At 70.3% G+C, this 23,893-nt stretch carries 17 protein-coding genes; 13 read left to right on the top strand and 4 right to left on the bottom strand.

Features of this window, described 5'->3' with window-relative positions; translation table 11 throughout:
• The first annotated feature begins 49 nt into the window (after window positions 1-49).
• From ACSHXN_RS24690 to ACSHXN_RS24720, 7 genes are all read left to right on the top strand, one after another.
• Window positions 50-277 (top strand): hypothetical protein, encoded by a 228-nt coding sequence (locus ACSHXN_RS24690; RefSeq protein WP_355128956.1) that lies wholly within the window; start codon window positions 50-52, stop codon window positions 275-277.
• Between the two features lie 173 nt (window positions 278-450).
• Complete coding sequence (mtrA, locus tag ACSHXN_RS24695; RefSeq protein ID WP_187283109.1) at window positions 451-1,140, top strand: two-component system response regulator MtrA; 690 nt, start codon at window positions 451-453, stop codon at window positions 1,138-1,140.
• 1 nt (window position 1,141) lies between these two features.
• Complete coding sequence (gene mtrB / locus ACSHXN_RS24700) at window positions 1,142-3,175, top strand: MtrAB system histidine kinase MtrB (RefSeq protein ID WP_355128958.1); 2,034 nt, start codon at window positions 1,142-1,144, stop codon at window positions 3,173-3,175.
• Window positions 3,165-4,988 carry an LpqB family beta-propeller domain-containing protein gene (locus ACSHXN_RS24705; RefSeq protein ID WP_438303710.1) on the top strand — a complete coding sequence of 608 codons (1,824 nt, stop codon included), beginning with the start codon at window positions 3,165-3,167 and terminating at the stop codon, window positions 4,986-4,988. Before mtrB ends, ACSHXN_RS24705 begins: the two co-directional genes overlap by 11 nt.
• Window positions 4,989-5,103: 115 nt before the next feature.
• Window positions 5,104-5,997, top strand: a complete 894-nt coding sequence (locus ACSHXN_RS24710; RefSeq protein ID WP_355128962.1) for a ComF family protein — start codon at window positions 5,104-5,106, stop codon at window positions 5,995-5,997.
• A 314-nt stretch (window positions 5,998-6,311) separates the two neighbouring features.
• The gene (gene hpf, locus ACSHXN_RS24715; protein ID WP_374203022.1) at window positions 6,312-7,004 is read left to right on the top strand and encodes a ribosome hibernation-promoting factor, HPF/YfiA family; all 693 of its coding nucleotides are present in this window, start codon (window positions 6,312-6,314) and stop codon (window positions 7,002-7,004) included.
• 207 nt (window positions 7,005-7,211) lie between these two features.
• A complete protein-coding gene (locus ACSHXN_RS24720) occupies window positions 7,212-7,958 on the top strand; it encodes a response regulator transcription factor (RefSeq protein WP_355128964.1) in 747 nt (248 codons plus the stop codon).
• Between the two features lie 36 nt (window positions 7,959-7,994).
• On the opposite strand, the gene ACSHXN_RS24725 is transcribed toward ACSHXN_RS24720, so the two are convergent.
• Window positions 7,995-9,197, bottom strand: a complete 1,203-nt coding sequence (locus ACSHXN_RS24725; RefSeq protein WP_355128966.1) for a winged helix-turn-helix domain-containing protein — start codon at window positions 9,195-9,197, stop codon at window positions 7,995-7,997.
• Window positions 9,198-9,278: 81 nt separating this feature from the next.
• Window positions 9,279-9,857 (bottom strand): GNAT family N-acetyltransferase, encoded by a 579-nt coding sequence (locus ACSHXN_RS24730; RefSeq protein ID WP_355128968.1) that lies wholly within the window; start codon window positions 9,855-9,857, stop codon window positions 9,279-9,281.
• A 301-nt stretch (window positions 9,858-10,158) separates the two neighbouring features.
• On the opposite strand from ACSHXN_RS24730, the gene secA reads away from it, so the two are divergent.
• On the top strand, window positions 10,159-12,969 hold the full coding sequence (secA, locus tag ACSHXN_RS24735) for a preprotein translocase subunit SecA (protein ID WP_355128970.1): 2,811 nt from the start codon (window positions 10,159-10,161) through the stop codon (window positions 12,967-12,969).
• 73 nt (window positions 12,970-13,042) lie between these two features.
• Here the strand turns inward: secA and ACSHXN_RS24740 are convergent, their stop codons facing one another.
• Window positions 13,043-13,570, bottom strand: coding sequence for an Rv3235 family protein (locus ACSHXN_RS24740; protein WP_438303711.1), 528 nt, complete (start codon window positions 13,568-13,570; stop codon window positions 13,043-13,045).
• 347 nt (window positions 13,571-13,917) lie between these two features.
• Between ACSHXN_RS24740 and ACSHXN_RS24745 the strand changes: the two genes are divergently transcribed.
• Together ACSHXN_RS24745 and ACSHXN_RS24750 are read left to right on the top strand one after the other, a co-directional pair.
• On the top strand, window positions 13,918-14,433 hold the full coding sequence (locus ACSHXN_RS24745; RefSeq protein WP_438303712.1) for a DUF6912 family protein: 516 nt from the start codon (window positions 13,918-13,920) through the stop codon (window positions 14,431-14,433).
• Window positions 14,434-14,515: 82 nt separating this feature from the next.
• A complete protein-coding gene (locus ACSHXN_RS24750; RefSeq protein ID WP_356114672.1) occupies window positions 14,516-15,181 on the top strand; it encodes an HAD family hydrolase in 666 nt (221 codons plus the stop codon).
• A gap of 37 nt (window positions 15,182-15,218) precedes the next feature.
• Here ACSHXN_RS24750 and ACSHXN_RS24755 read toward each other — a convergent pair whose 3' ends face one another.
• Window positions 15,219-15,785 carry a DJ-1/PfpI family protein gene (locus ACSHXN_RS24755; RefSeq protein WP_355128978.1) on the bottom strand — a complete coding sequence of 189 codons (567 nt, stop codon included), beginning with the start codon at window positions 15,783-15,785 and terminating at the stop codon, window positions 15,219-15,221.
• A gap of 615 nt (window positions 15,786-16,400) precedes the next feature.
• Here ACSHXN_RS24755 and ACSHXN_RS24760 point away from each other — a divergent pair.
• The 3 genes from ACSHXN_RS24760 to ACSHXN_RS24770 all read left to right on the top strand — a co-directional run bounded on the left by ACSHXN_RS24760 (window position 16,401) and on the right by ACSHXN_RS24770 (window position 23,669).
• Complete coding sequence (locus tag ACSHXN_RS24760) at window positions 16,401-21,341, top strand: NAD-glutamate dehydrogenase (RefSeq protein ID WP_355128980.1); 4,941 nt, start codon at window positions 16,401-16,403, stop codon at window positions 21,339-21,341.
• 223 nt (window positions 21,342-21,564) lie between these two features.
• Window positions 21,565-22,077, top strand: coding sequence for a GtrA family protein (locus ACSHXN_RS24765; protein WP_355128982.1), 513 nt, complete (start codon window positions 21,565-21,567; stop codon window positions 22,075-22,077).
• A 179-nt stretch (window positions 22,078-22,256) separates the two neighbouring features.
• Window positions 22,257-23,669, top strand: a complete 1,413-nt coding sequence (locus ACSHXN_RS24770) for a hypothetical protein (protein ID WP_438303714.1) — start codon at window positions 22,257-22,259, stop codon at window positions 23,667-23,669.
• Window positions 23,670-23,893: the final 224 nt, after the last annotated feature.

Consider the following 23,893-nt stretch of genomic DNA (forward strand, 5'->3'; position numbering starts at 1 on the left):
TCGCACAACCGTGCGTACTGACCGCGGATCAAGCCAGTACTCTCAGCTCATGGCCGACAACACATCGCCGCGACGTCGACCTGCCGTCACCGTGCTCGTCGTCTGGCCGGCGCTGTCGCTGGCAGCGTGGGGCATGGCCCATGTTCTCGGAGGGCCGGAAGGTCTCGCCGACTCCGCCGTGACGGTGGGAGCTCTCATGGCGGCCGTAGCGGTGCTGGAGCGGGCGCGTCAGTGGCGGAAACGCGGTCGCCGGGGCGGGCCCTCGGCACAGCGGTGAGGCCGTCCTTCGCGCCCGGCGGCGGCCGTCCGGACCGCGGGGCGAACAGGGCCGACAACCGGCACTGACATCGGCGTCGGCGAACGAGGGCAGACAGTGATGGCCGCGTACGACTATCGTCACAGGCCAGTGACCTTGTTCACCAGCGCCCCGGTCGCCGTTATGAGAATGGGATGATGTCGTTTATGAAGGGACGAGTCCTTGTCGTCGACGACGACACAGCACTGGCCGAGATGCTCGGCATCGTGCTGCGAGGTGAAGGTTTTGAGCCGTCTTTCGTAGCCGACGGCGACAAGGCGCTGGCCGCCTTCCGCGAGGCCAAGCCCGATTTGGTGCTGCTCGACCTGATGCTGCCCGGGCGGGACGGCATCGAGGTGTGCCGCCTGATCAGGGCCGAGTCGGGTGTGCCGATCGTGATGCTCACGGCCAAGAGCGACACCGTCGACGTGGTGGTGGGGCTCGAGTCGGGAGCGGACGACTACATCGTGAAGCCGTTCAAGCCGAAGGAGCTGGTCGCCCGCATCCGGGCCCGGCTGCGCAGGTCGGAGGAGCCCGCACCCGAGCAGCTCGCCATCGGTGACCTCGTCATCGACGTGGCCGGTCACTCCGTGAAGCGGGACGGGCAGTCGATCGCCCTGACGCCGCTGGAGTTCGACCTCTTGGTGGCCCTGGCCCGCAAGCCGTGGCAGGTGTTCACCCGCGAGGTCCTGCTGGAGCAGGTCTGGGGCTACCGCCATGCTGCGGACACCCGTCTTGTCAATGTTCACGTGCAGAGGCTGCGCTCGAAGGTCGAGAAGGACCCGGAGCGGCCGGAGATCGTGGTGACCGTTCGTGGTGTCGGTTACAAGGCCGGACCCAGCTGACATGTCCCGCGACAGCGCCGCTTCGGCGCCCGGTCGGGCGGGCGCCCTGCCGGGGCGGCCTGTCGGCCGGGGACGGGTCTTCGAGGGTGGGCTGCTCCAGGGCGGAGTCCAGGGCAGCCCGGTCCTCCGGCTCCTGATGCGCTGGGTGCGTCGCCCACTGCTGCCCGTGATGCGGCTGTGGCGACGCAACATCCAGCTCAAGATCGTCGTCACGACGCTGCTCATGTCGCTCGGCGTGGTGTTGCTGCTCGGCTTCGTCGTCATCGGACAGGTCCGCAACGGTCTGCTGGACGCCAAGGTGAAGGCGTCGCAGAGCCAGGCGGCGGGCGGCTTCACGGTCGCCGGGCAGAAGGCCGACAGCGCCGCCAGTGCGAGCGGCGGCGACGACAACTCGGGTGGCGACAACCCCGTCCAGAACGTCAGCGGCTGGATGGGCGACCTCGTCGAGTCGCTCTCCAGCGGCGGCCAGGGCGCCTTCGACGTCGTCACGCTGAGTACGTCCGCCGCGGACCACGACAATCCCGGACTCGGACCGCGCGCCTCGGGCGGGGTGGACCCGAGCCGGAGCGTTCAGGAGGATCTGCGCCGGCGTCTGGACGCCGGTCTCGGCGTGGCCCAGAGCTACACCCGCATCTTCTACACGGACAGCCACCGCGATCCGCAGCCGGGGCTCATCATCGGCAAGCAGATCAACGACCCGAACGGGGATCCGTACCAGCTGTACTACCTCTTCCCGCTCACGCAGGAGGAGAAGTCCCTGAGCCTGGTCAAGGGGACGCTCGCGACGGCCGGGCTCTTCGTGGTCGTGCTTCTCGGGGCCATCGCCTGGCTCGTGGTGCGCCAGGTCGTCACGCCCGTACGGATGGCCGCGGGCATCGCCGAACGCCTCTCCGCCGGCCGGCTGCAGGAACGTATGAAGGTCACCGGCGAGGACGACATCGCCCGCCTGGGTGAGGCCTTCAACAAGATGGCGCAGAACCTGCAGCTGAAGATCCAGCAGTTGGAGGACCTGTCGCGGATGCAGCGGCGGTTCGTGTCCGACGTCTCGCACGAGCTGCGCACACCGCTGACGACCGTGCGGATGGCGGCCGACGTCATCCATGAGGCGCGTGTCGACTTCGACCCGGTGACCGCGCGTTCGGCGGAACTGCTCGCCGACCAGCTGGACCGGTTCGAGTCGCTGCTCGCCGACCTGCTGGAGATCAGCCGCTTCGACGCGGGCGCCGCGGCGCTGGAGGCGGAGGCGATCGATCTGCGGGACGTCGTGCGCCGGGTGGTGAGCGGTGCCGAGCCGCTCGCGGAGCGCAAGGGCACGCAGATCCGCATGGTCGGTGACCAGCAGCCGGTCGTGGCCGAGGCCGACGCCCGGCGCGTCGAGCGTGTGCTGCGCAACCTCGTGGTCAACGCGGTCGAGCACGGCGAGGGCAGGGACGTCGTCGTCAAGCTCGCCACGGCGGGCGGCGCGGTTGCGATCGCGGTCCGGGACTACGGCGTGGGACTCAAGCCCGGCGAGGCCACCCGGGTCTTCAGCCGCTTCTGGCGAGCCGACCCGGCACGGGCCCGGACCACCGGCGGCACCGGCCTGGGACTGTCCATCGCGCTGGAGGACGCACGTCTGCACGGCGGCTGGCTGCAGGCGTGGGGGGAGCCCGGTGGGGGCTCGCAGTTCCGGCTGACCCTGCCGCGCACCGCCGACGAGCCCCTGCGCGGCTCGCCCATACCGCTGGAACCCATGGACTCCCGGCGCAACCGCGGGCTCAGCGACGCCGGCCTGCCCCACGGCGGTTCGGACGGCAAGCTCGCCACGGTGCCGAGGCAGGCCACCGGGGAGTCGACACCGCCGCGTGATCCGATCGCCTCGCGGTCGGCCACGGCGACGCCCACGGCCGACCCGACCGCGCTGCCCGGCAACGGCGCGCGGGTGGTGCCGCGCCCGTCCGGGCCCGTGCGGCCCCACGACGACAGGACACAGGAGCCTCCGCGCGGCGGCGGGCCCGACGAGCGGAAGCAGGGGGAGGCGTTTCGTGGGCGCTGAGGGGGGCGGCCGGCGGCGAGCGCTGCGCATGGGGATGTTCGCCGGTTGCGGTGCCCTGCTGCTGGTGGGGTGTGCGTCCATGCCGGACAGCGGGGGACTGAGCGGGGTCGAGTCCACGCCGCGGCAGGACGCCCAGGTGCGGGTCTTCGCCGTGCCGCCGCGGGAGGACGCCGGGCCCGGGGAGATCGTGCGGGGCTTCCTGGAGGCACTGACCAGCGACGACCCGAAGTACGAGACAGCCCGCGAGTATCTGACCGACAGCGCGCGCCGCGGCTGGAACCCGGACGCGTCCACCACCGTGCTCTCCGACGGACCGAACCTCGAGGGCGTGCACAGCAGGAGCGGGGAGGCGCAGGACGACTACGCGTACACGCTGGGCGGCAGCAGGCTCGCCGTTGTGGACTCGCAGCACGCGTACGCGCCGGAATCGGGTGCGTACAGCGCATCGATGCATCTCACGCTGGAGAAGAAGACCAAGCAGTGGCGCATCGACTCGCTGCCGCAGGGCGTGGTGATGGGCAAGTCCGACTTCCAGCGCAACTACGTGTCGGTCAACAAGTACTTCTACGCCTCGAACGTGCCCGCGGCCGTGACCGGACAGCTGAGCACCGTCGCGGACCCGGTGTACGTGCGCGGCAAGGTGGATCCGGTGACGTCGATGGTCCGCTCGCTGCTGGCCGGGCCGACGCGCTGGCTGAATCCCGTGGCGACGTCGAGCTTCCCCTCGGGCACGACGCTCGGCAAGGGCGTCACCTCGCTGTCGCCGGACGACCAGAACAGGCTGACGGTGCCGCTCAGCGGCAAGGCCGACCGGGTCGGGCCGACGCAGTGCAGCAGGATGGCGGCGCAGCTGCTGTTCACGCTCCGGGACCTGACGCCCACCGGCGTGAGCCAGGTCGAGCTGCAGCGGTCGAACGGCAGGAAGCTGTGCGACCTGAACGAGAACCGCGCCGAGATCATCGCCTCGCACAGCACGGGCGGGGGAGCGGACGAGTACTTCCTCGACGGCAAGCAGCGCCTCGTCAGTCTGTCGAGCACCTCCAAGGACCCCGAGCCGGTACCGGGCGCGCTGGGCGACGGGGGGAAGAAGCTGCGGGCGGCCGCGATCTCGCTGGACGAGGAGAGGGCGGCCGGGGTCTCCGACGACGGGCGGGATCTGTACGTGGGGTCCCTGGTCTCGGGTTCCTCGCTCGGTGACGCGGTACTGACCAGCCAGGGTGCGCTGCCGGGCGACCGGCTGACGACGCCGAGCTGGGACGGCGGGGGCGACCTGTGGGTGGCCGATCGCGACCCGAAGCGGTCCCGGCTGGTGATGCTGCAGCAGGGCGCCGGCGAACCGGTGGTGGTGAGCACGCCGGGCCTCGACGGGCGTATCGACGCGGTGCGGGTGGCCGCGGACGGTGTGCGGATCGCACTGGTCGTGGAACAGGGCGGAAAGACGTCGCTGCAGATCGGGCGTGTCGAGCGGGACGAGGGGAGTGACGGACGGCGATTCGCGTCGATCCTGGAACTCCACTCGGTGACTCCGCAGCTGGAAGAGGTCAAGGCCATGTCGTGGGCCGGGGACAGCCGGCTCGTGGTGGTCGGGCGCGAGTCCGGCGGTGTGCAGCAGCTGCGGTATGTGCAGGTCGACGGCTCCACGCCGACGGTCACCGCGCCGGCCTCGCCCACGGGCGTCCAGCAGATCGCGGCGTCCGAGGACGAGCGGCTGCCGCTCGTGGCCTACTCCGAGGACGGCATCGTGCGTCTGTCGGCCGGGGCCCAGTGGCAGAAGGTGGTCAAGGAGGGAACGGCGCCCATCTACCCGGGGTGAGCGGCCGCGCACATCCCGGGCAGGGGTGTCCGGCCGCGGGCTGCGCGCCCTGTTGTCCACAGGCGGTTGTCCACAGGCCTGGCACACCGCCGCGGGCGTTGGCACAGTGGTGGACATGCGGGCGTGGTGGCAGGACCTCACCGACCTGGTGCTGCCGGCGGACTGCGGCGGCTGCGGCAGGCCGCGCACGGTGCTGTGCCCGGAGTGCCGGACGGCACTCCACGGAAGGGCGCCGCGCCGGGTGCGACCCGCGCCGGAGCCGGCGGGACTGCCGGTGGTGCACGCGGCGGCCGCGTACGAGGGCGCCGTACGCGCCACGCTCCTGGCGCACAAGGAGCGCGGTGCACTGATGCTGGCGCGCCCCCTCGGGACGGCCCTGGCCGGGGCCGTACGGACGGGGTTGGTCACGGGCGGGACCGGGGCCGCGGTGGCGGCAGTCCGCGCGGCGTCCTCCGGGACCGGCAGCGGTCGGGTGCCCGTGCTGCTCGTGCCCGTGCCCTCCGCTCGACGCGCCGTGCGGGCGAGAGGCCATGACCCGGCACGGCGGATCGCGCTCGCGGCGGCGGGGGAACTGCGCAGGAGCGGGACGACGGCCCGGGTCGCGGCGGTGCTGCGTCATCGACGAGCCGTGGCCGACCAGGCAGGACTCGGCGCACGGCAGCGGCTGGCCAATCTCGCGGGAGCCCTGGAGGTGGCCGGCGCGGGCACGGCGCTGCTCACGGGCGGCCGGATCGTCCTCGTCGACGACCTGATGACCACGGGCGCCTCCCTGGGAGAGGCGGCGCGTGCGGTCCGTACGGCGCTCGCGGACGCACGGACGGGGGACACGGAGGTGTATGCGCGTGTGGCCGGGGAAGCAAGGGGGGAACGGAGAGCAATACGGACGGCGGCACGCTCGCACCGGGCGCCGGCGCCGCAGGGAATGGCCGCTGGGAACGGCCTCGAAGACCGGATCTGTGCGGCGGTGGTCGCCGCCTCGCCGGAATCTTTCGAAATGAACCGGAACTGACTGAGAACTTACATTGCCGCAGGTCATGGCTAGGCCAATTCACCTGAATGGAGGTACCCCGCAGTAGAGGGTGACGACATCCGGCCGGGCGAGATATGTTCGGTTGTGAGGGAAAGGCGCAGGCCATCCCTCGCTTATTCCATTGCCGTGCTGCGGGTTTTCTGCAATCACCCGTAGCGGTGAGGTGGAGATCTCGCCCACGGGGAGGAGGAGGTGGACGTCACCGAGTCCGGGGTTCCGGTGGTCACCGGAGCCTGGTGCACAAGGGAGATGCTCCGCCAGGGATGCGGAGCGATCCGGGAACGGAGTTCTGCGTGGACATCGTCGTCAAGGGCCGCAAGACCGAGGTGCCTGAGCGGTTCCGGAAGCACGTGGCCGAGAAGCTGAAGCTGGACAAGATCCAGAAGCTCGATGCCAAGGTGATCAGCCTCGATGTCGAGGTGTCCAAGGAGCCCAACCCCCGGCAGGCCGACCGCTCCGACCGAGTGGAGATCACCCTCCGCTCGCGCGGTCCGGTGATCCGGGCGGAGGCCGCGGCCAACGATCCGTACGTGGCGCTCGATCTCGCCGCGGAGAAGCTCGAGGCCCGGCTGCGCAAGCAGCACGACAAGCGTCACACCCGCCGCGGGGTCCGCAGGCTCACGGCAGCCGAGGTGCCCGACCACGTCCCGGGTGCCGTGACCCTGAACGGCAACGGCGGGCTCGTGTCGGAGGAAGAACCGGACGGGGTGCCGACCAAGAAGATCGGATCGCTCGAGGTGAAGGGCGAAGGCCCCCTCGTCGTCCGCGAGAAGACCCACGTCGCCGCTCCGATGTCGCTCGACCAGGCGCTCTACGAGATGGAGCTGGTCGGGCACGACTTCTACCTGTTCGTCGACTCCGAGACCAAGCAGCCCAGCGTCGTCTACCGACGACATGCCTACGACTACGGCGTCATCCATCTGAGCACGGACCAGATGGTGGCTCAGGCGCAGATGGCCGCCGCAGGTGGAGCACTCGGCGGCTGATCCCGCCGGGGTGAACGTGATGACCGGTGCCTCTGGTGGGCCTGTGCGCCCCCAGGGGCACCGGTGTGCGACCAGTTCGCGCCGTGCTCCGGCACCGGAGTGTCGCCCGGGCATGGAATCATGGCGGCAACGGCCCAACCGGTGGGCCGTTGCCTTGGGTTGGCGATGGCACAGGACCACAGGCCACAGCCTTCAGGGGGAGGAACGATGGCGGACAGCTTCGGACCGATGCGAGACGGGGATGCCCACGACGGCGTCGTCGGCATGGGCCCGGAGGAGGGCTCTGCACGCAAGGAGCCCATCCGTGTCCTCGTCGTGGACGACCACGCCCTCTTCCGTCGCGGCCTGGAGATCGTGCTCGCGGCCGAGGAGGACATCCAGGTCGTCGGCGAGGCAGGGGACGGCGCGGAAGCCGTCGACAAGGCGGCCGACCTGCTTCCCGACATCGTGCTGATGGACGTGCGGATGCCCAAGCGCGGCGGGATCGAGGCGTGCACCTCCATCAAGGAGGTGGCGCCCAGTGCGAAGATCATCATGCTGACGATCAGCGACGAAGAGGCCGACCTCTACGACGCGATCAAGGCCGGCGCGACCGGCTATCTCCTCAAGGAGATCTCCACGGACGAGGTCGCCACCGCAATTCGCGCCGTCGCCGACGGGCAGTCGCAGATCAGCCCGTCCATGGCGTCCAAACTCCTCACCGAGTTCAAGTCGATGATCCAGCGGACCGACGAACGGCGGCTGGTCCCTGCGCCGCGGCTCACCGACCGGGAGCTGGAAGTCCTCAAACTCGTCGCCACGGGGATGAACAACCGGGACATCGCCAAGGAGTTGTTCATCTCCGAGAACACCGTGAAGAACCATGTGCGCAACATCCTGGAGAAGCTGCAACTGCACTCCAGGATGGAGGCCGTGGTCTACGCGATGCGGGAGAAGATCCTCGAGATCCGCTAGCGGGACGGGTCCGTGGCGATCCGCCGCTACCGCGGGTCAGCCCACGGCACGCGCCAGCTCCCGGACCAGCGGCTCGCGCAGAGCCGGGGAGTCCACCCGCTCCACGCGTACGTCCGTGCAGTCCACCCATGTCGCCGCCTCGAGCAGGGCCTGGGCCACACCCGGAACCGCCCTGGGGTCCTCGAGCGTGACCTGCCTGGCGACCAGCGTGCGGCCCTCGCGCGCGGGGTCCACACGGCCGACCAGCCGACCGCCGGCGAGGACCGGCATCGCGAAGTAGCCGTACACCCGCTTCGGTTTGGGCACGTACGCCTCCAGGCGATGGGTGAAGCCGAAGATGCGCTCCGTGCGTGCCCGCTCCCAGACCAGGGAGTCGAAGGGCGACAGCAGCGTCGTCCGGTGTCGGCCGCGTGGCGGGGCGGCCAGCGCCTCCGGGTCCGCCCAGGCCGGCTTGCCCCAGCCCTCGACCGTCACCGGGACCAGACCCGAGTCCGCGATCACCGCGTCCACCTGCTCGCCCTTGAGGCGGTGGTAGTCCGCGATGTCTGCGCGCGTACCGACGCCGAGGGACTGGCCGGCCAGGCGGACGAGACGGCGCAGGCACTCGGCGTCGTCCAACTCGTCGTGCAGCAGCCGCTCGGGGACGGCGCGCTCGGCGAGGTCGTACACCCGCTTCCAGCCGCGCCGCTCGACGCACACCACCTCGCCGTACATCAGCGCGCGCTCCACCGCGACCTTGGTGCCGGACCAGTCCCACCATTCGCTGGTCCTCTTGGCGCCGCCCAAGTCGGTGGCTGTCAGCGGGCCTTCGCTGCGCAACTGCTTGATGACCTGGTCGTAGACACCGTCCGGGAGGCTGTGGTTCCAGTGCGGGCGGGAGCGGTAGGCGCGGCGGCGGAAGGCGAAGTGGGGCCACTCCTCGATCGGGAGGACGCACGCGGCGTGGGACCAGTACTCGAACGCATGGGGCCGGGGTGCGGACGCGCCGTCGGACGCGGGTGTCCAGTACGCCGAGTCCACCGTCTTGCGGCCTATGGCGCCCAGGCGGGCGTACGGGATCAGCTCGTGGGACCGGGCGAGGACGGAGATGGTGTCGAGCTGGACCGCGCCGAGGCGGCGGAGCACGCCGCGGACCCCGGCCCTGCGGTCGGGGGCGCCGAGGAAGCCCTGGGCGCGCAGGAAGATGCGGCGGGCTTCGTCGGCGGTCAGTTCGGTGACGGGACGCGGAAGACTCGGCATGGTCACACGGTAAGGCCCGGCACTGACAAAGCGGCCTGAGCTGGTCTTTTGTCCTGAACAGGCCGACGGGACGACGGCCCGCTAGGGCGTCCGGGAGGGGGCCGGCAGATAGGGGGCCGTCGAGGGCAGTCCCAGGTCCGAGGGCAGCAGTGAGCCCACCCAGCAGTCCCGGCGCACCCCCTTGTTGTTGATCGCGGAGCGCAGGACGCCCTCGACGGTGAAGCCCGCGCGTTCCGCGACCGCCCGGGAGCCGGCGTTGCCCACCTCCGCGCGCCATTCCACGCGGTCCACCGACAGGCGGATGAAGGCCCAGCGCGACGCGCCGAGCGTGGCCTCCGTGATGTAGCCGTTTCCCCGGTGCTCCTTCGCCGTCCAGAAGCCCACCTCGGCGACGCCCAGTGAACGCATCGTGAGGCCGAGCATGCCCACCAGGGTCCCCGCGGGAAGGAACACGCCGAAGGTGAACATCGAGGCGTCGGCCCAGCCGTCGGGCGCCATCTGCCCGACGAACCCTTCCGCGTGCTCACGCAGATACGGCGACGGGATCGTGGTCCAGCGCTGGATGTCCGGATCCTGCGCGGCCGCGTACACCGCGTCCGTGTCCTGCGCACCCACGGTGCGCAACAGGAGACGTTCGGTGGTCAGGGTGACGGGGTCCATCGCCCGATTCTGCTCGGCCCCCCGCCGCGACGCCATGATTTTTCACACCCGGTCGCCGTCGCCCCGGCATCCGCTGCCCGGTCCCGCCACGCCGTTGTGCCCGCGGGCTCGTCACTGCGTGAATGGACGGTTACTTTTCGTGGCACGGACTCGGCACCTTCCGCAACGCCCGTCCGTTGTCCTAGTGGCTGTCACCGGCAGACCTCCCGGCGCGGTGGGGTCCTCGCTTACGATGGCCGTTGCTCAAGCTGTCCTACGTAACCGACCGTCCCAGGCCCGACCGGCAAGGAGACAAACCCCCGTGTCCGTCCTCTCGAAGATCATGCGTGCAGGCGAAGGCAAGATCCTGCGCAAGCTGCACCGCATCGCGGACCAGGTCAACTCCATCGAAGAGGACTTCGTCGACCTCTCCGACGCCGAGCTGCGGGCCCTCACCGATGAGTACAAGCAGCGGTACGCCGACGGCGAAAGCCTCGACGACCTGCTGCCCGAGGCGTTCGCGACCGTCCGTGAAGCGGCCAAGCGCGTCCTCGGCCAGCGTCACTACGACGTGCAGATGATGGGCGGCGCCGCGCTCCACCTCGGCTACGTCGCGGAGATGAAGACCGGTGAGGGCAAGACGCTCGTCGGCACCCTGCCCGCGTACCTGAACGCCCTGTCCGGAGACGGCGTCCACATCGTCACGGTCAACGACTACCTCGCCGAGCGCGACTCCGAGATGATGGGTCGCGTCCACAAGTTCCTCGGTCTGAGCGTCGGCTGCATCCTCGCCAACATGACGCCGGCCCAGCGCCGTGAGCAGTACGGCTACGACATCACCTACGGCACGAACAACGAGTTCGGCTTCGACTACCTGCGCGACAACATGGCCTGGGCCCAGGACGAGCTCGTCCAGCGCGGTCACAACTTCGCGATCGTCGACGAGGTCGACTCCATCCTGGTCGACGAGGCCCGTACGCCGCTGATCATCTCCGGCCCGGCCGACCAGGCCACCAAGTGGTACGGCGACTTCGCCAAGCTGGTCACGCGCCTGAAGAGGGGCGAGGCGGGCAACCCGCTGAAGGGCGCCGAGGAGACCGGCGACTACGACGTCGACGAGAAGAAGCGCACGGTCGCCATCCACGAGTCCGGCGTCAGCAAGGTCGAGGACTGGCTGGGCATCGACAACCTCTACGAGTCGGTGAACACCCCGCTGGTGGGCTACCTCAACAACGCGATCAAGGCCAAGGAGCTCTTCAAGCGCGACAAGGACTACGTCGTCATCGACGGCGAAGTCATGATCGTCGACGAGCACACCGGCCGTATCCTCGCCGGCCGCCGCTACAACGAGGGCATGCACCAGGCGATCGAGGCGAAGGAAGGGGTGGACATCAAGGACGAGAACCAGACGCTCGCCACGATCACCCTCCAGAACTTCTTCCGCCTCTACAACAAGCTCTCCGGCATGACCGGTACGGCGATGACCGAGGCCGCCGAGTTCCACCAGATCTACAAGCTCGGCGTGGTCCCGATCCCGACCAACAAGCCGATGATCCGCAATGACCAGTCGGACCTGATCTACCGCACCGAGGTGGCCAAGTTCGAGGCGGTCGTCGACGACATCGCCGAGAAGCACGAGAAGGGCCAGCCGATCCTCGTCGGCACCACCTCGGTAGAGAAGTCCGAGTACCTCTCGCAGCAGCTCGCCAAGCGCGGTATCCAGCACGAGGTGCTCAACGCGAAGCAGCACGACCGCGAGGCCATCATCGTCGCCCAGGCGGGCCGCAAGGGTGCCGTCACCGTGGCCACCAACATGGCCGGCCGCGGTACGGACATCAAGCTCGGCGGCAACCCCGAGGACCTCGCCGAGGCCGAGCTGCGCCAGCGCGGGCTCGACCCCGAGGAGCACATCGAGGAGTGGGCCTCGGCCCTGCCCACCGCCCTGGAGCGGGCCGAGCTCGCGGTCAAGGCCGAGAAGGACGAGGTCGAGGAGCTCGGCGGGCTGTACGTGCTGGGCACCGAGCGGCACGAGTCGCGCCGTATCGACAACCAGCTGCGCGGTCGCAGCGGACGTCAGGGCGACCCCGGCGAGTCCCGCTTCTACCTCTCCCTGGGCGACGACCTGATGCGCCTGTTCAAGGCCCAGATGGTTGAGCGCGTCATGGCGATGGCCAATGTGCCGGACGACGTGCCGATCGAGAACAAGATGGTCACGCGCGCGATCGCGTCGGCCCAGTCGCAGGTCGAGCAGCAGAACTTCGAGACCCGGAAGAACGTCCTCAAGTACGACGAGGTCCTCAACCGGCAGCGCGAGGTCATCTACGGCGAGCGGCGCCGCGTCCTGGAGGGCGAGGACCTGCAGGAGCAGATCCAGCACTTCATGGACGACACGATCGACGCCTACGTGGCCGCCGAGACCGCCGAGGGCTTCTCCGAGGAGTGGGACCTGGACCGGCTGTGGGGCGCCTTCAAGCAGCTCTACCCGGTGCGGGTCACCGTCGACGAGCTCGAGGAGGCCGCCGGCGACCGGGCCGGGCTGACCGCCGAGTTCGTGGCCGAGTCCATCAAGGACGACATCCACGAACAGTACGAGCAGCGTGAGGCTCAGCTCGGCTCCGAGATCATGCGTGAGCTGGAGCGCCGGGTCGTGCTGTCGGTCCTGGACCGCAAGTGGCGCGAGCACCTCTACGAGATGGACTACCTCCAGGAGGGCATCGGCCTGCGCGCCATGGCGCAGAAGGACCCGCTGGTCGAGTACCAGCGCGAGGGCTTCGACATGTTCACCGCGATGATGGAGGGCATCAAGGAGGAGTCCGTCGGCTACCTGTTCAACCTGGAGGTCCAGGTCGAGCAGCAGGTCGAGGAGGTCCCCGTCGAGGACGCCAAGCCGTCCCTGGAGAAGGAAGAGGCGGTGGCGGCACAGGCCGCCCGCCCGGAGATCCGTGCCAAGGGCCTCGACGCCCCCCAGCGCCGCGAGCGGCTGCACTTTTCCGCGCCGACCGTGGACGGCGAGGGCGGTGTCATCGAGGGCGACTTCGTCGGCGACGACGAGCCGGTGCGCTCGGAGGCGGACGGCCTCACGCGCGCGGAGCGCCGCAAGCAGGCGAAGGGCGGACGGCGCCGCAGGAAGTGACGCTGCCGCCGGCGACACGGCCGTGGTGAGGGGCCGGGCACCCGAGGGTGCCCGGCCCCTCGTGTCGTTGCTGTCAGTCGCCGTCCGCCCGTGGCATCCGCGGCCCGCCCAGTTCCACCGCCGTGCAGCGCCAGCGCTGGTCGGGACCGCACTCCAGGCGGAACGCCATGGCGCGCAGGCTGCCGCCCGCGCCGATGCGGGCGAACGCCTCGATGGCGCCCGGGCGCGGGACGTAGTAGCCGATGTCGCGGACGACCGGGTGGCTGCCGTGGGTGCGCAGCGGGCCGCGTTCGGCGAGCCACGCCAGTTCGTCGTAGGCCCGGCCGGCCGTGTGGCGGAGCATGCTGTGCACCGGCCGCCGGCCGCTCAGCACGGACACCAGACGGTCGGCGAAGAGGTCGGTCGGGCGGGGCTGGGGCACGACCGGGCCGGACGGGTCCGGCGCGGCGGGAGCGGACGCCGTACGGGACGTGCCGCGGCCCGGTGCGGAGCGGCGAGGTGCGGGGCCCGGTCGGCGGGTGTCGTGCCGGACCGGTGGACGGCCGCCCGGGTGCCGCCTGGCCCCGGTCGTCGGCTTGTTCCTGGTCATCACCTTGTTCATCTGGGAATCCCCGTTTCGCGGGACCGGCGGATACCGGTCGGTAACTTCTTGGTGGGGATCTTGTACGAGGTGGAGGACCCCGTCCGCAAGGAGGACGGGAGCGCGCCGGGACCGCCCGCGGGTTCACCTATCAGGATGAGCAGCAGGGCGGGAATCCTTGGAACCGCTGGGGCGCACCGGGTGATCCACGGGCACCCCGGTTGACGTTCGGGAAGGCTGCGGCCGAGACCCGATGGGGGACACCCGCACGTATCCTGGGGTGACCCGCCGGAGGCGCGCGGGCGATCTCCACAGGGTCCTCGCACAAGCCCTCCGGCCGCCCTCTCCGACTACGAAAGCGGCTCGCCATGCGCGTCTACGTCCCCCTGACCCTCCACGGTCTCGCCGAGGCGTACAAGACGGGTGAGCTGGGCGCGGGACAGACGGCGGCCTACGCCGTCACGCCCGCCCTGCGCGAGTGGTACCTCTCCGACGACATCGAGGAACTGGAGTACGCCGCGCTCAACCGGGCAGCGCTGGCCTCGCTGCGGCTGCTCGCGGCCGACCCGGGGGCGCCGCGGCGCCGGGTGGTCGTCGCGGTCGACGTACCCGACGGTGCCGCGGCCGCAGATGCCGACCGCGCGCTGGACCCGGCGGCCCTCGGCGAGGTGCGGGTCGCGGGACCCGTGCCGCTCGGCAAGGCGGCCGCGGTGCACGCCGACGCGGACGACGCGGAGACGGACCTGACCGCGGCGGCCGAGGCGCTGGAGGCGGCGGACGGCGGCGACGACGACGCGCAGTTCGTCGTGGACGGCGCCGAGGACCACGAACTGCTCTGGTACGCGACGCAGGAGATTCCCCAACTGCTCGGCCCGGGCATCTGACCTGGCGTTTTCCCTCCGTGCCCTGTCCGCCCCGGCGCCTGTCGGCACGTGATTGTCACCGGGGCCGGGTACGTTTTCGGGCATGGGGACGTACGTAAGCGCGCACATCGTCTGGGACTGGAACGGCACGCTGTTCCACGACAATGACGCGATCATCGGGGCGACGAACGCGGCCTTCGCGGAACTCGGCCTGGAGCCGATCACGCTGGAGAAGTACCGGACGCTGTACTGCGTGCCGGTGCCGAAGTTCTACGAGCGGCTGATGGGGCGCCTGCCGACGAACGCCGAGTGGGAGGTCATGGACGCCGTCTTCCACCGGTACTACACGCTGCACCGGGTCCGGTGCGGGCTGACCGAGGGCGCCGCGGATCTGCTCGCGGGATGGCGGTCGGCGGGCCGCAGCCAGTCGCTTCTGAGCATGTACGGGCACGACGAGCTCGTCCCGCTGGTCAGAGGCTTCGGCATCGAGACGCACTTCCTGCGGGTGGACGGACGGACCGGGCCCTCCGGGGGCAGCAAGGCCGATCACATGGTCCGGCATCTGACGGCTCTGGACGGCGTGGAGCCGGCGCGCACGGTGATCATCGGGGATGCCGCGGACGACGCGGTCGCGGCCTTGCACGTCGGAGCGCAGGCCGTCCTGTACACCGGGGGCTCGCACAGCCGTGCCAGCCTGGAGGAGGTCGGCGTCCCGGTGGTGGACACACTGGCGGAGGCGGTCGCGGAGGCCGAGCGGCTGGCGGCGTGAGCGGGTGCGGCGTCCGAAGACGCCGCACCGCCCGGAGTCAGGTCACCGGCGCCTTGGCGCGCAGGACCGTCAGGAACTCGCGCATCCAGCTGGAGTGGTCGGGCCAGGCCCTCGAGGACACGAGCGTGCCGTCGACGACCGCCTCGGCGTCCTGGAAGGTGGCGCCCGCCGCCTGCATGTCCAGCTCCAGCGCGGGATAGGCCGTGACGCGCCGTCCGCGCAGGGCGTCGACCGCGGCCGTGAGCAGGGGGCCGTGGCAGATCTGGGCCACCGGCTTGTCGGTGTCGAAGAACGACTTGAGGATCTTGCGGAGCTCGGGGTCGTTGCGCAGGTACTCCGGGGCGCGGCCGCCGGGGATGACGATGGCGGCGTATGCACCGGGGTCGACCTCGGAGAAGGCGAGGTCCGCGGGCCAGGTGTAGCCGGGCTTCTCGGTGTACGTGTCGAACCCGGGTTCGAAGTCGTGGACGACGAAGCGGAGGGTCTTGCGGGTGGGGGCCGCGATATGGACCTCGTACCCCTCCTCGCGCAGGCGCTGGTAGGGATACAGGACTTCCAGTGATTCTGCCGCGTCGCCGGTGACGATCAGGATCTTCTGCGTCATGTTCGCCGTGCTCCCCTCGGTCGTGCGGACGGCTCCGTCGGGTGCTTCTGGCAACGTGCCCGAGGTCGAGGGTGCTTGCCAAGGGGCCTCGTACCACTCGTACAGACGTGCTCGCTGTTCGTACAGCCATGCTCGCACCGACGGGACTGCACGGCAGCGCTCCCTGCGCCCCTGTGCAGAACGTCAAAGTTCGACCCCCTGTTTTGTACACATACGGCTCATGACGTGCCCCCCGTGATGAGCGATAGCCTGGTGGCGTGATCAGCGCGATACATCGCGGGGACGTCGTCGTCCCTGCCCTGCGCCCGGTGAGCACGGACGACATCCGTGACCGGGCGGCGGTCGCTGATCCTGGCAGGCGGGGCCGGTCGGAAAGGGCGCCGCAGGCGCCCGGTACGGCTGCCGGAGCGCCGGGGACGCGAGAGGCGCCCAGTGCGCCGAGACGAGCGTCACAGTCGCCGAGGGCGCCGGAATTGGCCGATAAACCCCCACCTTTCTCTCCGTGCGGCATAGCGTCGAACCAGACCGGACACCCCGCGTCGCGGCGTTACGTCGGAGAAGAGACCGTATTTCCTTCTACGTCACGCAACGGCGCGCGACAGGAGCCAGAGGACAATGCAGACCAAGCTGGACGAAGCCAAGGCCGAGCTGCTCGAGAGGGCCGCCCGGGTAGCTGAGAACAGCCCGGTCGGGGGGCACCTACCGACTGGGACGACGGGCGAGGGCACCCCGGACCGGGACACCGTGCTCGCGTTCCTCCAGCGCTACTACCTGCACACCGCCCCGGAGGACCTCGCCGACCGTGACCCGGTCGATGTCTTCGGAGCCGCGATCTCGCACTACAGACTGGCCGAGACGCGACCGCAGGGCACGGCCAGCGTGCGGGTGCACACCCCGACCGTGGAGGAGAACGGCTGGACCTGCAGCCACTCCGTCGTCGAGGTCGTCACCGACGACATGCCCTTCCTGGTCGACTCCGTCACCAACGAGCTGTCGCGGCAGGGGCGCGGAATCCACGTCGTCATCCACCCCCAGTTCGTCGTTCGCCGCGACCTGACCGGCAAGCTCCTCGAGGTGCTGCCCGACGCGGCCGGTGGCGAGCTGCCGCACGACGCGCACATCGAGTCGTGGATCCACGTCGAGATCGACCGGGAGACCGACCGCGCCGACCTGAAGCAGATCACCGCGGATCTGATGCGTGTCCTGTCCGACGTCCGCGAGGCCGTCGAGGACTGGGAGAAGATGCGCGAGTGCGCGCTGCGCATCGCCGAGGGGCTCCAGAAGGAGGCCGTGCCCACGGACCTGCCGGTGGCGGAGCTGGAGGAGGCCGGCGAGCTGCTGCGCTGGCTGGCCGCCGACCACTTCACCTTCCTCGGCTACCGCGAGTACGAGCTGCGCGAGGACGACGTGCTGGCCGCGGTGCCCGGCACCGGACTCGGCATACTGCGATCGGACCCGAGCCACGCCGGCGACGACCAGCACCCGGTGAGCCCGTCCTTCGAGCGGCTGCCCGCCGACGCCCGTGCCAAGGCCCGCGAGCACAAGCTGCTGGTCCTCACGAAGGCCAACAGCCGCGCCACCGTGCACCGGCCGTCGTACCTCGACTACGTCGGCGTGAAGAAGTTCGACGAGCAGGGCAACGTGGTCGGCGAGCGCCGCTTCCTCGGCCTGTTCTCGTCCGCCGCCTACACCGAGTCCGTGCGCCGTGTGCCGGTCATCCGGCGCAAGGTCGAAGAGGTGCTCCGGGGCGCCGGGTTCTCACCCAACAGCCACGACGGCCGCGACCTGCTCCAGATCCTGGAGACCTACCCGCGCGACGAGCTGTTCCAGACCCCGACCGACGAGCTGCGCTCCATCGCCACCTCCGTCCTCTACCTCCAGGAGCGCCGCCGGCTGCGGCTGTACCTGCGTCAGGACGAGTACGGGCGCTACTACTCGGCCCTTGTCTACCTTCCGCGCGACCGCTACACCACCGGCGTCCGACTGCGGATCATCGACATCCTCAAGGAGGAGCTCGGCGGCACCAGCGTCGACTTCACGGCCTGGAACACCGAATCGATCCTCTCCCGGCTGCACTTCGTGGTCCGCGTCCCGCAGGGCACGGAGCTGCCGGAGCTGTCCGACGCCGACAAGGAGCGCATCGAGGCCCGCCTGGTCGAGGCGGCCCGCTCCTGGAGTGATGCCTTCACCGAGGCGCTGAACGCCGAACTCGGCGAGGAGCGCGCGGCCGAGCTGCAGCGCCGTTACGCGGGCGCCTTCCCCGAGGGGTACAAGGCCGACCACACGCCGCGCGCCGCGGTCGCCGACCTCGTGCATCTGGAGCAGCTGACCACGGAGGAGGGCGGCAGGAAGTTCGCTCTCAGCCTGTACGAGCCGGTGGGCGTCGGTCCGGGCGAGCGCCGTTTCAAGATCTACCGCAAGGGCGAGGCGGTCTCCCTGTCCGCCGTGCTGCCGGTCCTCAACCGGCTCGGCGTGGAGGTCATCGACGAGCGCCCGTACGAGCTGCGCTGCGCGGACCGCACGATCGCGTGGATCTACGATTTCGGCCTCCGGCTGCCCACCTCGCTCACCGACAACGGCGAGATCCTCGGCGACGACGCCCGTGAGCGGTTCCAGGACGCCTTCTCCGCCACCTGGACCGGGCAGGCGGAGAACGACGGCTTCAACGCCCTGGTGCTGAGCGCCGGGCTCACCTGGCGCCAGGCGATGGTGCTGCGCGCGTACGCCAAGTACCTGCGCCAGGCCGGTTCGACCTTCAGCCAGGACTACATGGAGGACACCCTCCGCAACAACGTCCACACCACCCGGCTGCTGATCTCCCTCTTCGAGGCGCGGATGTCGCCGGAGCGGCAGCGCGCCGGGGTGGAGCTGACCGACGCCCTGCTGGAGGAGCTGGACGCCGCTCTGGACCAGGTCGCCTCGCTGGACGAGGACCGCATCCTGCGCTCCTTCCTCACGCTGATCAAGGCGACCCTGCGCACCAACTTCTTCCAGGAGGCCAGGGGCGGCAAGCCGCACGACTACATCTCCATGAAGTTCGACCCGCAGGCCATCCCGGACCTTCCGGCGCCGCGTCCGGCGTACGAGATCTGGGTGTACTCGCCGCGTGTCGAGGGCGTGCACCTGCGCTTCGGCAAGGTCGCGCGCGGTGGTCTGCGCTGGTCCGACCGGCGTGAGGACTTCCGCACCGAGATCCTCGGCCTGGTCAAGGCGCAGATGGTGAAGAACACCGTCATCGTGCCGGTGGGCGCCAAGGGCGGGTTCGTCGCCAAGCAGCTGCCCGACCCGGCCGTGGACCGTGACGCCTGGCTCGCGGAGGGCATCCGCAGCTACCGGACGTTCATCTCGGCGCTGCTCGACATCACCGACAACATGGTGGCCGGCGAGATCGTGCCGCCCGCGGACGTGGTCCGGCACGACTCGGACGACACCTACCTCGTGGTCGCCGCGGACAAGGGCACGGCGACGTTCTCGGACATCGCCAACGAGGTCGCGGAGAAGTACGGCTTCTGGCTGGGCGACGCCTTCGCCTCCGGCGGCTCGGCGGGCTACGACCACAAGAAGATGGGCATCACCGCCCGCGGCGCCTGGGAGTCCGTGAAGCGGCACTTCCGCGAGCTGGGCGTCGACACCCAGACCGAGGACTTCACGGTCGTGGGCATCGGCGACATGTCCGGTGACGTGTTCGGCAACGGCATGCTGCTGTCCGAGCACATCCGCCTGGTCGCCGCCTTCGACCACCGGCACATCTTCATCGACCCGAACCCGGACGCGGAGACCGCGTACGCCGAGCGCCGCCGGCTGTTCGAGCTGCCGCGCTCCTCGTGGGCCGACTACAACACCGAACTGCTGTCGTCCGGCGGCGGGGTGTTCCCGCGCTCGGCCAAGGCGATCCCGATCAACGCGCACATCCGCGAGGTCCTGGGCATCGACGGCCGCGTCGCCAAGATGACCCCGGCCGACCTGATGCGGGCCATCCTGAAGGCGCCGGTCGACCTGCTGTGGAACGGCGGCATCGGCACGTACGTCAAGTCCTCCGCGGAGTCGAACGCGGACGTCGGCGACAAGGCCAACGACGCCATCCGTGTGGACGGACGCGATCTCCAGGTCAAGGTGGTCGGCGAGGGCGGCAACCTGGGTCTGACCCAGCTCGGCCGGATCGAGTTCGCCCAGCAGGGCGGAAAGATCAACACGGACGCCATCGACAACAGCGCGGGCGTGGACACCTCCGACCACGAGGTGAACATCAAGATCCTGCTCAACGCGGTCGTGGCCAACGGCGACCTCACCGTCAAGCAGCGCAACCAGCTGCTCGCCGAGATGACCGACGAGGTCGGCACCCTGGTGCTGCGCAACAACTACGCGCAGAACGTGGCGATCGCCAACGCCCTGTTCCAGTCGAAGGACATGCTGAACGCGCAGCAGCGGTTCATCCGCCATCTGGTGCGCGAGGGTCACCTCGACCGGGCGCTGGAGTTCATGCCGAGCGACCGGCAGATCCGCGAGCGGCTCAACTCCGGCCAGGGCCTGACCGGCCCGGAGACGGCCGTCCTGCTGGCGTACACGAAGATCACGGTCTCCAGGGAGCTGCTGGAGACGCAGCTGCCCGACGACGCCTATCTGCGCAGCCTGTTGCACGCGTACTTCCCGACGGCCCTGCGCGAGCGGTTCCCGCAGCAGATCGACGGCCACGCGCTGAGCCGTGAGATCGTGACGACCCTGTTGGTCAACGACACGGTCAACACGGGCGGTACGAGCTTCCTGCACCGTCTGCGCGAGGAGACCGGCGCCTCGCTCGAGGAGATCGTTCGGGCGCAGACCGCGTCCCGGGCCATCTTCCACTCCGGCGCGCTGTGGGACGCGGTGGAGGACCTCGACAACAAGGTCGACGCCGACGTCCAGACCCGGATCCGGCTGCACTCCCGCCGACTGGTCGAGCGCGGCACACGCTGGCTGCTCAACAACCGGCCGCAGCCGCTGCAACTCGCCGAGACGGTCGAGTTCTTCGCGGAGCGTGTCGAGCAGGTCTGGAGGGAGCTGCCCAAGCTGCTGCGCGGGGCGGACCTGGAGTGGTGGCAGAAGATCTACGACGAGCTGACGAGCGCCGGGGTCCCCGACGAACTCGCCACGCGCGTCGCCGGTTTCTCCTCCGCCTTCCCGGCGCTCGACATCGTCTCGGTGGCCGATCGCACGGGCAAGGACCCGATGGCCGTCGCCGAGGTCTACTACGAACTCGCCGACCGGCTGGGGATCAGCCGCCTCATGGACCGCATCATCGAACTGCCGCGCGCCGACCGGTGGCAGTCCATGGCCCGCGCGTCGATCCGTGAGGACCTGTACGCGGCCCACGCCGGCCTGACCTCCGACGTCCTGGCGGTGGGCAACGGCAGCTCCACGCCGGAACAGCGGTTCAAGGCCTGGGAGGAGAAGAACGCGGCGATCCTCGCGAGGGCGCGCACCACCCTCGACGAGATCTCCGGCTCGGACTCCTTCGATCTCGCGAATCTGTCCGTCGCGATGCGCACGATGCGCACGATGCTGCGGACGCACAGCTAGGCCCGGTACGGCCGGTCCTCCGGTCGACGACGGGGGCGCCCCAACGGTGTTGGGGCGCCCCCGTCCGCGTGTCCGGACGTCCTCCTCCGGCGCGTCCTCCCGGCCCCGCTTTCTTGCCAACACCTTGGGCAATTCCGGCGTTGAATTTACCGTTTCCTGCTAAACGGGACATTTGGGCTAGGGTTTGGCCTGATCGCCGGACGAGTGTGGAGGACCCGTACCCGTGACAGTGAACCTCTCCGAGCAGCGACCCCAGGTCGCTCGCCCGGTCGCCGAGACCGTCGTACCCGCCCCCGTCCCGGCGTTCGCCCGGGTCCGGCGGCTCGCGGTCGAGGTGGCCAAGTTCGGGGTCGTCGGCGGCAGTGGTGTCGCGGTCAACTTCCTCGTTTTCAACTTGCTGCTTCATGCGGTGAGTTGGGCGCCGATGACGGCCACCGTGATGGCGAGCGTCGTCGCGATGGGCACCAACTACCTGGGCTTCCGCTTCTTCGCCTACCGGGACCGGTCCTCGCGCACCCGGCAGCAGATCGCGCTGTTCTTCGTCTTCAGCGGGATCGGCGTGATGATGGAGAGCCTGCTGTTCTACATCGGCTACCACGGGCTGGGCATGAACGGTTCGCTGGGCTCCAACGCCGCCAAGGCGCTGTCGATCGTGCTGGCGTCGGCGTTCCGCTTCCTGGTGTACCGGACGTGGGTCTTCCAGCACGAGGCGAAGCAGGGCGCCGGAGCGCGATGAGCCTTTCGTCCGAGGGGGCGGGCGGGGCCGAGGGGGCAGGAGGAACGACCGGGACGACCGGGTCGGGCACGGGGCGTGAGGGACCGAAGCGCCCCCGGGACGCAGGCGTCCACACCGGTGCGCGGCGCGGACCGACTCGGGCCGCACTGTGGGCGGTTGCCGGCCTGATCGTCGTACTGATGCTGCTCGTGATCGTCCGGCTGCCGTGGGACGGCGACCTCGGCATGCACGCCGCGACCGTGGAACGGCTGCGGCACCGGCTCCTCGACCCGGGCAATCCGCTGGTCGACGAGAACACGCCGAGCCCCTACTACTCGCCGTGGACCGTGTTCCTCGGCGTCGTCGCGCGCTGCACGGGACTGTCCGTCTGGGTCGTGCTGCGCATCGGCGCGCTGATCGGTCTGGCGCTGCTGGTGACGGGCCTGTGGCGATACGTCCGCACACTGAGCGACCGGAGTGCCGCGCCGCCGCTCGCCCTGCTGTGCACGGTGTTCCTGTGGGGCACCCAGGTCTTCAAATGGAGCGGCTTCCTCGGGCTCAACTCGCTGGCGCTGACGGTGGCCTACCCGAGTGTGTTCGCGCTGGGGCTCACCTTCCACTTCTGGGCCGCGCTGGCACGGGCACTGAAGGGGGAACCCGCCGCTCCGGCCGTCTTCCTCGGGCTCGGTGCGCTGTGGGTGGTGATCCTGCTGAGCCATCAGTTCACCGGAGTGGTGGCGACGTTGGGCGCACTGGCGACGGCGGTGGGGGCGCGAGCCGGCCGCCGTGCCCTGCCGCGACTCGGAGCCGGGATCCTGCTGGGGGTCGTGGTCCTGGCGGTGTGGCCGTACTACGACTTCTTCGCCCTGTTCCGCGTGGGGGGCCTCGAGACGATCCACCGGGCGCTGTACCAGGATCTGTTCGCACGCTTCTGCCTCGTGCTGCTCGGGGTGGCGGCGCTGGCGGTCCGGGCGCGGCGGGATCCGCGGGACCCTCTGGCGCTGTTCTTCCTGCTCGGGGTGGCGGTGTTCGCGGCGGGCGGGCTGAGCGGGCACTACTCCTGGGGCCGGGCGCTCCCGGCGGTGCTGATCCCCGCGCAGATCGCGGCGGCCGTGGAGGTGGCCGGGGCGGCATCCGGGACACCGCGGAAGGCGGCGGCCGGTGTGCTGGCCGCCGCGCTGGCCGCCGGGGCGTGGACGCAGGCGCAGACCGTGGGCTATGTGGTGGGGCGCAGCGCGCTGCCCGGGCCGGTCGCGGCGAAGTACCGGGTGCCGTGGGCGGGGTACCACTGGATCACGCCATGGGTGCGGTACGGGGACGTGGTGATGGCGAAGACCTATCCCGCGCGGCAGATTCCCGCGTACGGCGCGTACACCGTGGCTCCGGGGTATCCGGACTTCTTCCTGCCGGACGAGGGGCGGCGGGTGTCGGCCGCGGGGACGTACTTCGGAGGGGGCGTGCCGCGGAACGCGCGTCTTCGTGCACTGCGGTCCTACGGCGCGCGTTGGGTGGTGCAGGGGCCGTCGGACGGCGGACTGCCGGCGGGGGACCGGGCGCTGCGGCGGGTGGCCGCGGGGCCGGGGGGACAGGTGCTGTACGAGGTGGTGCGCTGAGGGGCGGCTCGCGCGGCACCCGCCGCCGGTCCCCTGCGTGCACGAAGTGCAGCAGGTGCGGGCGGCACCCGCCACGTGGGCGCCGCGCCGTCACTCGTCCTGCGGGAAGCGGCAGTGCCACCACCGGGGGCCCCGGACCCGCGGGGCGCTCCGCCTCCGGCCCGGTCGCCGAGGGAGGCGAGGACCGCCTCGGTCCCGGAGACCGGCCGGGCGCCGTGGGCGTC

Origin of the sequence: Streptomyces sp. HUAS TT11 (assembly GCF_051553595.1) — a bacterium.
Lineage (GTDB): Bacteria > Actinomycetota > Actinomycetes > Streptomycetales > Streptomycetaceae > Streptomyces.

Coding starts and splice junctions, on each gene's coding strand:
- ACSHXN_RS24690 (WP_355128956.1), top strand. CDS start 50: ATGGCCGACAACACATCGCCGCGACGTCGACCTGCCGTCACCGTGCTC.
- mtrA (WP_187283109.1), top strand. CDS start 451: ATGATGTCGTTTATGAAGGGACGAGTCCTTGTCGTCGACGACGACACA.
- mtrB (WP_355128958.1), top strand. CDS start 1,142: ATGTCCCGCGACAGCGCCGCTTCGGCGCCCGGTCGGGCGGGCGCCCTG.
- ACSHXN_RS24710 (WP_355128962.1), top strand. CDS start 5,104: ATGCGGGCGTGGTGGCAGGACCTCACCGACCTGGTGCTGCCGGCGGAC.
- ACSHXN_RS24720 (WP_355128964.1), top strand. CDS start 7,212: ATGGCGGACAGCTTCGGACCGATGCGAGACGGGGATGCCCACGACGGC.
- ACSHXN_RS24725 (WP_355128966.1), bottom strand. CDS start 9,197: ATGCCGAGTCTTCCGCGTCCCGTCACCGAACTGACCGCCGACGAAGCC.
- ACSHXN_RS24730 (WP_355128968.1), bottom strand. CDS start 9,857: ATGGACCCCGTCACCCTGACCACCGAACGTCTCCTGTTGCGCACCGTG.
- ACSHXN_RS24740 (WP_438303711.1), bottom strand. CDS start 13,570: ATGAACAAGGTGATGACCAGGAACAAGCCGACGACCGGGGCCAGGCGG.
- ACSHXN_RS24745 (WP_438303712.1), top strand. CDS start 13,918: ATGCGCGTCTACGTCCCCCTGACCCTCCACGGTCTCGCCGAGGCGTAC.
- ACSHXN_RS24750 (WP_356114672.1), top strand. CDS start 14,516: ATGGGGACGTACGTAAGCGCGCACATCGTCTGGGACTGGAACGGCACG.
- ACSHXN_RS24755 (WP_355128978.1), bottom strand. CDS start 15,785: ATGACGCAGAAGATCCTGATCGTCACCGGCGACGCGGCAGAATCACTG.
- ACSHXN_RS24760 (WP_355128980.1), top strand. CDS start 16,401: ATGCAGACCAAGCTGGACGAAGCCAAGGCCGAGCTGCTCGAGAGGGCC.
- ACSHXN_RS24770 (WP_438303714.1), top strand. CDS start 22,257: ATGCTGCTCGTGATCGTCCGGCTGCCGTGGGACGGCGACCTCGGCATG.